Source organism: Microbacterium sp. LTA6, from assembly GCF_045690355.1.
GTDB lineage: Bacteria > Actinomycetota > Actinomycetes > Actinomycetales > Microbacteriaceae > Microbacterium.
Map to the genome: position 1 here is coordinate 2,427,235 of NZ_CP147855.1, position 12,400 is coordinate 2,439,634.

A 12,400-nucleotide genomic window follows, 5' to 3' on the forward strand; every position below is an offset into this window, starting at 1 on the left:
CCGGCGCGGGGGTTACCTGGATGCCGAGCCCGCACTACGCTGGCACGGAGGCACGCCGAGGTGCCGTACCCCTCGCCCTTCTCCCGGAGGTTCTCGTGCCCGAAACCCTGCCTGACTTGCTGACCGCGGCCGGCGTGCTCTTCGATCTCGACGGCGTGCTGACGCCCACCGCCGAGGTCCACATGAGCGCGTGGAAGACGGTCTTCGACGAGGTCTTCGCACGCTGGAACATCGAGCCGCCGTACACCGATGCCGACTACTTCGACTTCGTTGACGGCAAGAAGCGCTATGACGGCGTCGCGAGCCTGCTGCACAGTCGCAACATCGAGGTGCCGTGGGGTGAGATCGAGGATCCGCCCGAAGCCGAGACCATCTGCGGCATCGGCAATCGCAAGAACGCCGCCTTCGCGGCATCCCTCCGCAGCACCGGTATCGCACCGTTCCCCGGCTCTCTCGCCCTGATCGAGTCTCTGCGCGCCGCCGGGCTGCCTCTCGGCGTCGTGTCGAGCTCGAAGAACGCCGAAGAGGTGCTCGCCGCCGCCGGCATCCGCGACTTCTTCACCGTCGTGGTGGACGGGGTCGTCGCCGAGCGGGACGGCCTGGCATCCAAGCCCGCCCCTGACATGTTTCGCGAGGGCGCGCGTGCTCTCGGTGTCGACCCGGCAACGAGCGTCGCCGTCGAGGATGCGACCTCGGGGGCGGCATCCGCTGCCGCCGCCGGATTCGCCACTGTCGTCGGCGTCGACAGGGGAGCGGGCGCTGACGCCCTGCGCGCCGCCGGCGCCACCTGTATCGTCGACGACCTCGCCCAGCTCATCACCGAACCCACGGAGACCGCATGATCGACCGCGACCACTTCCCCGTCGACCCGTGGCGTCTCATCGAGACGCGCTATTCCGAGGAGGGCGTCGGCGAGACGCTGTTCTCCGTAGGCAACGGCTATCTCGGCCTGCGCGGCAACCACATCGAGGGCCGTGGAGCGCACGAGCACGGCACGTTCATCAACGGGCTGCACGAGACCTGGCCGATCCGGCACGCCGAGCAGGCCTACGGGTTCGCCGAGGTCGGTCAGACGATCGTCAACGCGCCGGACGCCAAAATCATGCGGGTGTACGTCGATGACGAACCCATCTCGTTCGACGAGGCGGATGTGCGCGAGTACCGGCGCACCCTCGACATGCGCACCGGCGTGCTGGAGCGGCTCGTGGTCTGGGAGACGCCGTCCGGCAAGCGCGTGCGCATCAGGGATGAGCGCCTCGTCAGCTTCGAGGAGCGGCATCTGGCGATCCTGCGGCTCGAGGTCGTCGTGGAGAATTCCGACGCGCCGGTCACGATCAGCTGCCAGCTGCTGAACCGTCAGGACGGCGCCGGTGTCTACTCCGGCACTCCGGCTGCGGCGCAGAAGACCGGATTCGATCCGCGCAAGGCGGAGCGCATCGCCAACCGCGTGCTGGAGCCGGAGGAGTACTGGCAGGACGGACTGCGCTCCGTCCTCTCGTACGAGGTCGCCGACTCGGGGATGACCGTCGCGGTCGTCGCCGACCACGTCATCGAGACGGACAACGAGTACAGCGCCCGCCAGCTCAGTGAGGCGGACACCGCCAAGAACGTGTTCCGGGTGCAGGCCAAGGCAGGCATCCCGATTCGGCTCACGAAGCTCGTCAGCTATCACACATCCCGCGGCGTGCCGGCTCGTGAGCTCGTCGACCGTTGCCGTCGCACGCTCGACCGGGCGGCGGTGGAGGGCGTCGAGGCGCAGTTCCGCAAGCAGGCCGACTGGCTGGCGGCGTTCTGGGAGCGCAGCGATGTGCAGATCGGCGGTCACGACGACCTGCAGCAGGCCACCCGCTGGTGCCTCCTGCAGCTCGCCCAGGCGTCGGCGCGCGCCGACGGCAACGGCGTGCCGGCCAAGGGGCTGTCCGGCTCCGGCTACAGCGGCCACTACTTCTGGGACACCGAGATCTATGTGCTCCCGTTCCTCACCTACACCTCGCCGCAGTGGGCCAGGAACGCCCTGCGTGCCCGTGTCCTGATGCTTCCAGCCGCGCGCCGTCGCGCCGCGCAGCTGAACGAGGCCGGAGCGCTCTTCCCGTGGCGGACCATCAACGGCGAGGAGGCCTCCGCGTACTACGCGGCCGGCACCGCGCAGTACCACATCAACGCCGACGTGAGCTTCGCGCTCGGCAAGTACGTCCGTGCGACCGGTGATGAGGAGTTCCTCCGGCGGGAGGGCGCCGACATCGCGGTGGAGACCGCGCGGCTGTGGGCGACGCTCGGGTTCTGGCGCACCAACGAAGGCATCGAGACCTTCCACATCCACGGCGTCACCGGTCCTGACGAGTACACGACGGTCGTCAACGACAACCTCTTCACGAACGTCATGGCGCGGTACAACCTCCGCTATGCCGCACGGGTGGTGCGGGAGATCGCCGAGAACGACCCGGCCGCGTACGCCGCGCTGGTGGATCGCACCGATGTGGCGCCGGAGGAGCCGGATGCCTGGGACCGCGCCGCCGAGGCCATGTTCATCCCGTTCAGCGAGAGCCTCGGCATCCATCCGCAGGACTCGCTGTTCCTGGAACGCGAGCTCTGGGATCTGGAGCACACTCCGAAGGAGCAGCATCCGCTGCTGCTGCACTTCCACCCGCTGGTGATCTACCGGTTCCAGGTGCTCAAGCAGGCCGACGTGGTGCTCGCGCTGTTCCTACAGGGCAACCACTTCACCCCCGACGAGAAACTCGCCGACTTCGAGTACTACGATCCGCTGACCACCGGCGATTCCACGCTGTCCGCGGTGGTGCAGTCGATCCTGGCGGCGGAGGTCGGCTACCAGGATCTCGCCAAGGAGTACTTCGCGCAGTCGATCTTCGTCGACCTCGGAGATCTGCACCACAACGCGGCCGACGGCGTGCACGTGGCGTCGGCCGGCGGCGTGTGGACGGCGCTGGTGTCCGGCTTCGGCGGGATGCGGGATCACGCGGGCGAGCTCAGCTTCGACCCGCGCCTTCCGGCGGACTGGCCATCGCTGTCGTTCCCGATGCAATGGCAGGGGGCGGTGCTGCAGATCACGGTGACACGCGACGAACTGCGTGTCGAGGTGCGAGCGGGACAACCGGTCGAGTTCACGGTACGCGGTGTTGCGTACACGGCATCGGTCGGAGCCGATGCCCTCGTCGCTCTCGCGGATCAGGGACCGCTGATCCCCGGACGGCCGACGCTGCGCCGTTTCGCCGGCGCGCGACGGGACGACGGGACGCAGCTCTCGGCATCCGTTCCGGTGATCACGACGGCGATCCCGATCATCCAACAGATCGACTGACGGGCCGGACACTGCGGTGCGACGAACGGAGCCCACCGCAGTGTCCCCGGCACGCCGTAGGCTGTTGTGGTGACCACAGCCCTCTACCGCCGCTACCGGCCCGAATCCTTCGGCGAGATGATCGGGCAGTCGCAGGTGACCGAGCCGCTGATGACCGCACTCCGCGGCGACCGGGTCGGGCATGCCTACCTCTTCTCCGGTCCACGCGGATGCGGAAAGACGACGTCTGCGCGTATTCTCGCCCGCTGTCTGAACTGCGCCGAGGGCCCGACCGACGTGCCATGCGGAACCTGCCCGAGCTGTGTGGAGCTTTCCCGTGCCGGTGGGGGATCGCTCGACGTGGTCGAGATCGACGCCGCCAGCCACAATGGCGTCGATGACGCGAGAGACCTCCGCGAGCGTGCGACGTTCGCCCCCAGTCGCGATCGCTACAAGATCTTCATCCTCGACGAGGCGCACATGGTGACCCCGCAGGGGTTCAATGCGCTCCTCAAGCTGGTGGAAGAGCCGCCGGAGCACGTGAAGTTCATCTTCGCGACGACCGAGCCCGAGAAGGTGCTCGGCACCATCCGTTCGCGCACCCACCACTATCCGTTCCGGCTGGTGCCTCCGGCGGCCATGCTCGAGTACGTCGCGAAGCTCTGCGGCGAAGAGGGCGTGATCGTCGAACAGGGCGTGCTGCCGCTCGTCGTCCGCGCCGGTGGCGGATCGCCGCGAGACACGTTGTCGCTGCTCGATCAGCTCATCGCCGGCTCGGACGCGCCGGCCGGGTCGGCGACCGTCACGGTCGGCTACGAGCGCGCGGTGGCGCTGCTCGGCTATACGCACGCGGCACTGCTTGACGAGATCGTCGACGCTCTCGCGGCCGCAGACGCGGCTGCTGCCTTCCCGGCGATCGACCGAGTGGTGCAGACCGGGCAGGACCCGCGGCGCTTCGTCGACGACCTGCTCGAGCGGCTGCGCGACCTCATCGTCATCGCGGCCGTAGGCCCCGGCGCATCGGCGGTGCTCCGCGGCATCACCGAGGACGTGCTGGAGCGGATGCGGGCGCAGGCGTCCGCGTTCGGTGCGGCACGGCTGTCTCGAACCGCCGACCTCGTCAGCGCCGCCCTCGACGACATGTCCGGGGCGACCTCGCCGCGCCTCCACCTCGAACTCATGGTCGCTCGCGTGCTCGCCAGCGCAGGAACAGCGGATGCCGGCGCCACTGCCGATGCGGCGGTTCAGCAGGCTCCGGCTCCGGTGACGCAGCGGGCAGTCCCGGCCCCGGCTGTGTCGGCGGCGCCCGCATCCCCGGTCTCCTCGGCGCCGTCAGCCCCCGCGGTCAGCACGCCGACGACTGCAGCGAGCGAGACAGAACACAGCTATCCGGCGGATGCGCCGACCGAGGCCCCCGCTGCGGCGACCTCCGTCCCGACCGGGCCGGTCACGTACGAGCGGGTCACCGCCGTCTGGCCCGCGGTGCTCACCCGGCTGGAGAGCATCAGTCGCACATCGTGGCTGCTCGCCACCGCCGTGCAGCCGTTGGCGTACGGCACCGACTCCGAAGTGCTTACGCTGGGGTTCACCAGTCAGCATGACGTCGCGAAGTTCAAGGGTTCGGTCCCCGGATCCGGTCCGTCCGATCACCTGCGCACGGCGATCGAGCAGGAACTGGGCGTGCGCGTGAAGTATCTGCCGGCGCCGCTTCCGACCGGGGCCGCGGCTCGTCAGGGCTCTGCCGACACGCCGACGGCACGCCCTCAGGGCGATGCGGGTTCCGCTGATGCTTCGGAGCCTGCGAGAGTCGGTTCCACCGGGGCAGCCGGATCCACCGGTTCAACCGCTGCTGCGAATGCCGAGGCGGGGAATGCTCCCGAAGCGAGGGACTCCGACTCCGCGGGAAGGCCGTCTGCGGCATCCGCTTCGTCATCCCGACCGCAGTCCCGCGGCGCGTCGGCGCCGTCGGTGACGGAATGGGCGGTCGCCCCGATCCCGACCACCGTCGAAGCTCCGGTCACCGTGGCACCCCCGGCGCCGCAGCTGCCCGTCGACGAGGAGCCGGCCGAGGTCGAGGCCGCCGCATCCGCTGTCCCCTCGCCGGTCGACGGCGCGATCGACTCCGATGAGCCGCCGCTTCCGGGCGACGATGACGTGCCGTACTTCGACGACGAGCCGCCATACGACCCCTCCTACGAGCCGCCGGCGTCGACACAGGCCGCGCCTGCCCGACCAGCGGCAGCACAGGCGCCCACTCAGGACGCACCGCCCGCTCGGCAGGTGCAGCCGGCCAGGCCGGCGCCGGTCATCTCCGACCGCAGCCCGGTCGCCGGTGGCGTGCAGCGCTACGGCGAGGCCGTGATCCGCCAGGTGCTCGGCGCCACGTTCGTGCGCGAAGAGCCCTACGAGCCGCCGACGAGGTTCGCCTGATGTACGACGGCATCGTTCAGGAACTCATCGACGAGTTCGGGCGCCTCCCCGGCATCGGCCCGAAGTCCGCGCAGCGCATCGCGTTCCACATCCTGCAGACTCCGACGTTCGACGTCGCCCGGTTGTCCGAACTGCTCACCGAGGTGCGCATCCGGGTGCGCTTCTGCGAGATCTGCGGAAACGTCGCCGAGCAGGAGCGCTGCGCGATCTGCCGCGATCCGCGACGCAACCCGGCTCTGATCTGCGTGGTCGAAGACGCGAAAGACGTCGCGGCGATCGAACGCACCCGTGAGTTCCGGGGGCTGTACCACGTGCTCGGCGGCGTGATCAGTCCGATCGCCGGAATCGGCCCCGATGATCTGCGCATCGCCCAGCTGATGACGCGCCTCGCCGACGGCACGGTGCAGGAAGTCATCCTCGCCACCAACCCGAACCTCGAAGGCGAGGCGACGGCGAGCTATCTCAGCCGTCTGCTCACCACGATGCAGATCACCGTTTCTCGGTTGGCCTCCGGCCTCCCGGTCGGCGGCGATCTCGAGTACGCCGACGAAGTCACTCTCGGGCGAGCCTTCGAAGGGCGGCGCGTGCTGTGAACGTGGGTCTATTGCTGAGCCCGACGGGGCCCGCCGCGGTGGCGCAGTGACCGCGCACTCCGGTTTCACACGCCGCGGCTGGCTCCTCTTCGGGGCGATGGCCCTGCTCTGGGGCGTGCCCTACCTGTTCATCAGCATCGCCGTGGAGTCGATCTCGCCACCGGCGATCGTCGCCGGCCGAACTCTCATCGCCGCGCTGCTGCTGCTGCCGTTCGCGATCCGCAACGGCGCGCTGCGCGCCGCTCTGAAGCACTGGCCATGGGTGCTCGCCTTCGGCTTGATCGAGATGGCCGGTCCCTTCGTGCTGCTCGGCCATGCCGAGATGACGCTGCCGTCCGGCCTGACCGGGCTGCTCGTCGCTACCGTGCCGCTTTTCGCTGCACTCATCGCCCTCGGTGGCGGTGATCGCGGCGTGCTCCGCCCCGCTCGCGCGATCGGACTCGTCATCGGATTCGTCGGCGTCGCGATCGTGGTCGCCGGCCCTGGGCTGTTCGGCGGCGAGATGAGCCTGCTGGCCGCGGGCGAGGTGCTGCTGGTCGCGGTGCTCTACGCGATCGCGCCGTTCATCGTCGCGCGCAAACTCGCCGACGTGCCCTCGCTCGGCACGATCACCCTCTCACTGCTGATGATCGGCATCCTCTATCTGCCGCTCGGTCTCCTCACGCAGCACCGCCTGCCGACCGTGACCTCCGCTCTGGCGCTGCTGGCACTGGCCGTCATCTGCACGGCCGTCGCGTTCCTCGCATTCTTCGCGCTCATCCGTGAGGTCGGCCCGGTGCGCGCGCCGCTGTTCACCTACGTCAACCCGGTGGTCGCGATCATCCTCGGCGCGATCGTCCTCGCCGAGCCCCTGACGCTCGGCCTGGTCATCGGCTTCCCCCTGATCATCATCGGGTGCTGGTTCGCGGGCACCGGCGGGCGTCTCCGCCCCGCAGCGTCACCCGAGCCGGCGCCGATCCCCGCCCCCTGACGGGGTCCGGCTCGCGGGTAGCCTGTGGAACCGGGCCCCGGTCGAGGGGGCGCGGGAGGTCGCCTCTGGCCCGCGAATGCGACCGTCTTTGACCCCTGCCGAGGGGGAGGGGACGCGGGTGGTCGTCCCGGGCCCGTGGACGCGGCTTTCTTCGTCCCCCGCAGACGCCGAGGCTCTGGCATGCAGACGTCACATGCACAGCACGGCATATGCGTCGAACGTAGAATGTGCGTGGGCGGATCCGCCCGACACCCCCGGGAGTGAACGTGGCCCTCATCGTGCAGAAGTACGGCGGCTCCTCTGTCGCCGACGCAGAGAGCATCAAGCGCGTCGCCAAGCGCATCGTCGACACCCGCCGCGCCGGCCATGATGTGGTCGTCGCGGTCAGTGCGATGGGCGACACCACAGACGAGCTGCTCGACCTCGCGAACGAGGTGGCCCCGATTCCGGCGCCGCGCGAGCTCGACATGCTGCTCTCCAGTGGTGAGCGCATCTCGATGGCGCTGCTGGCCATGGCCATCCACTCGATGGGCTTCGAAGCGCGCTCGTTCACCGGCAGTCAGGCCGGCATGATCACGGACTCGAAGCACGGATCGGCCCGGATCGTCGATGTGACCCCGGTCCGTCTCCGCGAGGCGCTCGACGAGGGCGCGATCGTCATCGTCGCCGGGTTCCAGGGATTCAACCGCGACACCCGAGACATCACCACGCTCGGCCGGGGCGGCTCCGACACGACCGCCGTCGCGCTGGCCGCGGCGCTCGACGCCGACGTCTGCGAGATCTACAGCGACGTCGACGGCATCTTCACCGCCGATCCGCGCGTGATCCCGCGAGCGCAGAAGCTCGATCACGTCAGCAGCGAGGAGATGCTCGAGCTCGCCGCCAACGGAGCCAAGGTGCTCTACATCCGCGCCGTCGAGTACGCGCGCCGTCACGGCGTGCTCATCCACGCCCGGTCGACGTTCTCGTCGGCCGAGGGTACTTACGTTCTGGGCGAGGGTATGAAGAACCCTCGCGAAGCCGAGGGAGCAGCAGCCATGGAAGAACCGATCGTCGCCGGAGTCGCCACCGACTTCAGCCACGCGAAGATCACGGTCGCGGGCGTGCCGGATGTTCCGGGCAAGGCCGCAGAGATCTTCAAGATCGTCGCGAAGTCGGGCGCGAACGTCGACATGATCGTGCAGAACGTGTCGGCGGCATCCACGCGACGCACCGACATCTCCTTCACGGTCCCGAAGGCAGACGCCGCAGCCGCGCTCAAGGCGCTGGCCGCCGAGCAGACCGAGGTCGGTTTCCAGAACCTCGTGCACGACGACCAGATCGGCAAGCTCTCCGTCGTCGGTGCCGGCATGCGCACGCATTCCGGCGTCTCGGCGACGCTGTTCGAGGCGCTGTCCGCCGGCGGGATCAACATCGAGATGATCTCGACCTCCGAGATCCGCATCTCGGTGGTGCTCCGTGCCGACGACCTCGCCGAGGCCGCACGCACCGTGCACACCGCCTACGGCCTCGACGGAGACGACGAGGCGAAGGTGCACGCCGGCTCCGGTCGCTGATACAGACCTCGGATCGTGATGTCGGGGACCGACCCGGAGCATCCGGTCGACGCGGTAGACTCACCGCAACCCTGACATCGGCGCCAGGCGCGGCATCCGCATCCCGACGCCGTGCCTTCCGCCTCGTACGCATCACTGCACGACGCCAAGGAACCTCATGACCCGCATCTCCGACTCAGGACTCTCCGTCGCCATCGTGGGCGCCACCGGCCAGGTGGGCACCGTGATGCGCGAGATTCTCGCCGAGCGGTCGTTCCCGATCCGCGAACTGCGGCTCTTCTCCTCCTCGCGTTCTGCGGGCACCGCGATCGACTTCGGTGGCGTCTCGGTGATCGTCGAAGATGTCGAGACGGCGGATGCCGCAGGCATCGACGTGGCCCTGTTCTCGGCCGGCGCGACCGCCAGCCGCGCCTACGCGCCGCGCTTCGCAGAGGCCGGAGCCGTCGTCATCGACAACTCCAGCGCCTGGCGCAACGACCCCGAGGTCCCGCTCGTGGTGAGCGAGGTCAACCCGCACGCCATCGATGAGCGTCCCAAGGGCATCATCGCCAACCCGAACTGCACGACGATGGCCGCGATGCCGGTGCTGAAGGTGCTGCACGCCGAGGCCGGTCTCGAACGGCTCATCGTCTCGACGTACCAGGCGGTCTCCGGCTCCGGTCTCGCCGGCGCGCAGGAGCTGCTCGGCCAGGTCGAGGGCGTCCTCGCCCAGGGTGACACGCTGCGCCTCGTGCACGACGGCTCGGCCATCGACTTCCCCCAGCCGGAGAAGTACGTCGCGCCCATCGCCTTCGACGTCATCCCGCTCGCCGGCTCCATCGTCGACGACGGACAGAACGAAACCGACGAGGAGAAGAAGCTCCGTAACGAGAGCCGCAAGATCCTCGAACTCCCCGGCCTCCGCGTTGCGGGCACGTGCGTGCGCGTGCCGGTCTTCACCGGCCACTCCCTGTCGATCAACGTCGAGTTCGCGCGCGACATCACCCCGGAGCGGGCACGCGAGGTGCTGTCCGCAGCGCCCGGCGTCGTGCTCGAAGAAGTGCCGACGCCGCTGTACGCCGCCGGCAAGGACCCGAGTTTCGTCGGCCGGATCCGCGCCGATCAGTCGGCTGCCGAGAACAAGGGTCTGGTGCTGTTCATCAGCAACGACAACCTGCGCAAGGGTGCAGCACTGAACGCCGTGCAGATCGCCGAGCTCGTCGCCGCGCGCATCGGCGCAGCATCCGCCGTCTGACAACCCATGGTGGGTCCCTGGGCTGGCTCAGGGACCCATTCCCGGGGAACTAGACTGGTCTGGTGACTGAAACCGTCGATGTCGTCCTGATCGGTGGTGGCATCATGAGCGCCACCCTGGGTACTCTGCTGCACGAGCTGCAGCCGGAGTGGAAGATCGTCGCCTTCGAGCGACTCTCCGATCTCGCTCAAGAGAGCTCCAACCCGTGGAACAACGCCGGGACCGGACACGCCGCCCTCTGCGAGCTGAACTACATGCCGCAGAACGCGAACGGTCCGCTCGATCCCGCCAAGGCGGTGAACATCAACGAGCAGTTCCAGCAGAGCCGCCAGTTCTGGTCGTCGTTGGTCGAGAAGGGTGTGCTCGACGAGCCGTCGACGTTCATCAACGCCACCCCGCACATGACCTTCGTGCGCGGTGAGAAGGACGTCGCCTACCTCAAGGAACGCTACGAGGTGCTCAAGGAGCAGCCGCTGTTCGCCGGTATCGAGTACAGCGAGGACTCCCGCGTCATCAACAAGTGGGCGCCGCTGCTGATGCAGCAGCGCCGCAAGGGCGAGCCGTTCGCGGCGACTCGCGTGCCCGCCGGAACCGACGTCGACTTCGGAGCGCTCACGCACCAGCTCTTCGATCACCTCACTGCCGACGGTGTCGACCTGCGGGTCAACCACGAGGTGCGCAGTCTGAAGAAGCAGAAGGACGGCACCTGGCTCGTCAAGTACCGCAACACCATCGGGCATGCCCCGAACGAGGTGAAGGCTCGTTTCGTCTTCGTCGGCGCCGGCGGCTGGGCCCTCAAGCTGCTGCAGAACTCCGGCATCCCGGAGATCAAGGGCTACGGCGTCTTCCCGATCGGCGGGCAGTTCCTGAAGACGACGAACCCGAAGGTCGTCGCCCAGCACAAGGCGAAGGTGTACTCGCAGGCATCCGTCGGCGCACCCCCCATGTCGGTGCCGCACCTCGACACCCGGGTGGTCGACGGAGAGTCCTCGCTGATGTTCGGCCCGTTCGCGACGTTCAGCCCGAAGTTCCTCAAGAAGGGTTCGATGCTCGACATCGTGACCCAGGTGCGTCCGCACAACCTCGTGCCGATGCTCCAGGTCGCCGTCAAGAACCCCGACCTCATCACGTACCTCGTCGGCGAGCTCATGAAGAACCACCGCAAGAAGGTCGACAGCCTGCGCATCTTCATGCCCACGGCGAAAGACGAGGACTGGACCCTCATCGACGCGGGCCAGCGTGCCCAGGTGATGAAGAAGGACCCTGAGAAGGGTGGAATCCTGCAGTTCGGCACCGAGGTGATCTCCTCGGCAGACGGTACCATCGCCGGCCTCCTCGGTGCGTCTCCTGGTGCGTCGACCGCCGTGCCGATCATGCTCGGCCTGCTGAAGTCGTGCTTCCCCGAGCACTACCCGAGCTGGGAGCCGGCACTGCGCGAGTTGATCCCGACGTTCGGCGAACAGCTGAACAAGGACGCGGCTCTGACGGAGCGCTCCACCGCGGCGACCGCCGCGACGCTCGGCATCAACGTCTGAGCTCCCGGTGGGCAAGCTCTACTTCCGCTACGGCGCGATGAATTCGGGCAAGTCCACGTCTCTCCTCCAGGCTGCCTACAACTATGAGGAGCGTGGTCAGCACGTCCTCCTCGCCAAGCCGGCGATCGACACCAAAGGCGCAACGCAGATCGAGAGCCGACTGGGGATGACCCGCGAGGTCGACTTCCTGATCGCGCCGGAGGATGACGCACGGGCACTGTTCTCGGCGCACCGCGAGCGGATGCGGCGTTCCTCCGACGATGAGCTGCTCCCCGGCGGCCCTGTCGACGTCGCCTGCCTCCTGGTCGACGAGGCGCAGTTCCTCACCGCTGCGCAGATCGACGACCTCTTCCGGATCGCGGTCGACGACGGCATCCCGGTGATGGCCTACGGCATTCGCAACGACTTCCGCACGCAGGCCTTTCCGGGCTCGGCGCGACTGCTCGCGATCGCGCACTCGCTGGAGGAACTGAAGACCATCTGCCGCTGCGGTCGCAAGGCGGTGTTCAACGGCCGGGTGATCGACGGGCGTTTCGTCTTCGACGGCGATCAGGTCGCGATCGACGGGGGCGGCGACAAACTCGTCACGACGTACGAATCGCTGTGCGGCGCCTGCTACCTCGACGAGTCCGGCGGTCGTCTGAGCTGAGCGCGCCTGCGTAAACCCGGTCGTTGAGCGAGCGAAGCGAGACGAAACGCCTTGATCCGGCGTACGACGTCGGACGACACGTTTCGTCCCGGTCGCTGGCGCTCCCTTGCTCGACGACCGGAGCAGGCGCGTGCT

9 protein-coding genes are annotated in these 12,400 nt (G+C 68.4%); all 9 read left to right on the top strand.

What is annotated here, in order from left to right; translation table 11 throughout:
* Positions 1-95 precede the first annotated feature (95 nt).
* Positions 96-842: a beta-phosphoglucomutase family hydrolase gene (locus tag LTA6_RS11385; protein ID WP_341973853.1), complete on the top strand. Its 747-nt coding sequence runs from the start codon at positions 96-98 to the stop codon at positions 840-842.
* Positions 839-3,319, top strand: a complete 2,481-nt coding sequence (locus LTA6_RS11390) for a glycosyl hydrolase family 65 protein (protein ID WP_341973854.1) — start codon at positions 839-841, stop codon at positions 3,317-3,319. The genes LTA6_RS11385 and LTA6_RS11390 overlap by 4 nt, the downstream gene beginning before the upstream one ends.
* Before the next feature lie 69 nt (positions 3,320-3,388).
* The gene (locus tag LTA6_RS11395) at positions 3,389-5,728 is read left to right on the top strand and encodes a DNA polymerase III subunit gamma and tau (protein WP_341973855.1); all 2,340 of its coding nucleotides are present in this window, start codon (positions 3,389-3,391) and stop codon (positions 5,726-5,728) included.
* Entirely contained in the window at positions 5,728-6,321 is a 594-nt protein-coding gene (recR, locus tag LTA6_RS11400) for a recombination mediator RecR (protein WP_102191756.1), read from the top strand. Before LTA6_RS11395 ends, recR begins: the two co-directional genes overlap by 1 nt.
* A gap of 46 nt (positions 6,322-6,367) precedes the next feature.
* Positions 6,368-7,291 carry an EamA family transporter gene (locus tag LTA6_RS11405; protein ID WP_341973856.1) on the top strand — a complete coding sequence of 308 codons (924 nt, stop codon included), beginning with the start codon at positions 6,368-6,370 and terminating at the stop codon, positions 7,289-7,291.
* 266 nt (positions 7,292-7,557) lie between these two features.
* Positions 7,558-8,847, top strand: coding sequence for an aspartate kinase (locus LTA6_RS11410; RefSeq protein WP_341973857.1), 1,290 nt, complete (start codon positions 7,558-7,560; stop codon positions 8,845-8,847).
* Positions 8,848-9,004: 157 nt separating this feature from the next.
* Entirely contained in the window at positions 9,005-10,081 is a 1,077-nt protein-coding gene (locus tag LTA6_RS11415; protein ID WP_341973858.1) for an aspartate-semialdehyde dehydrogenase, read from the top strand.
* Positions 10,082-10,185: 104 nt separating this feature from the next.
* Positions 10,186-11,616, top strand: coding sequence for a malate dehydrogenase (quinone) (mqo, locus tag LTA6_RS11420; RefSeq protein ID WP_407359271.1), 1,431 nt, complete (start codon positions 10,186-10,188; stop codon positions 11,614-11,616).
* Positions 11,617-11,623: 7 nt separating this feature from the next.
* Complete coding sequence (locus LTA6_RS11425) at positions 11,624-12,265, top strand: thymidine kinase (protein WP_341973860.1); 642 nt, start codon at positions 11,624-11,626, stop codon at positions 12,263-12,265.
* Positions 12,266-12,400: the final 135 nt, after the last annotated feature.

Excerpts from the sequence above, each read along its gene's own strand:
- recR (WP_102191756.1), top strand. The coding sequence starts at position 5,728 with ATGTACGACGGCATCGTTCAGGAACTCATCGACGAGTTCGGGCGCCTC.
- mqo (WP_407359271.1), top strand. The coding sequence starts at position 10,186 with ATGAGCGCCACCCTGGGTACTCTGCTGCACGAGCTGCAGCCGGAGTGG.
- LTA6_RS11415 (WP_341973858.1), top strand. The coding sequence starts at position 9,005 with ATGACCCGCATCTCCGACTCAGGACTCTCCGTCGCCATCGTGGGCGCC.
- LTA6_RS11390 (WP_341973854.1), top strand. The coding sequence starts at position 839 with ATGATCGACCGCGACCACTTCCCCGTCGACCCGTGGCGTCTCATCGAG.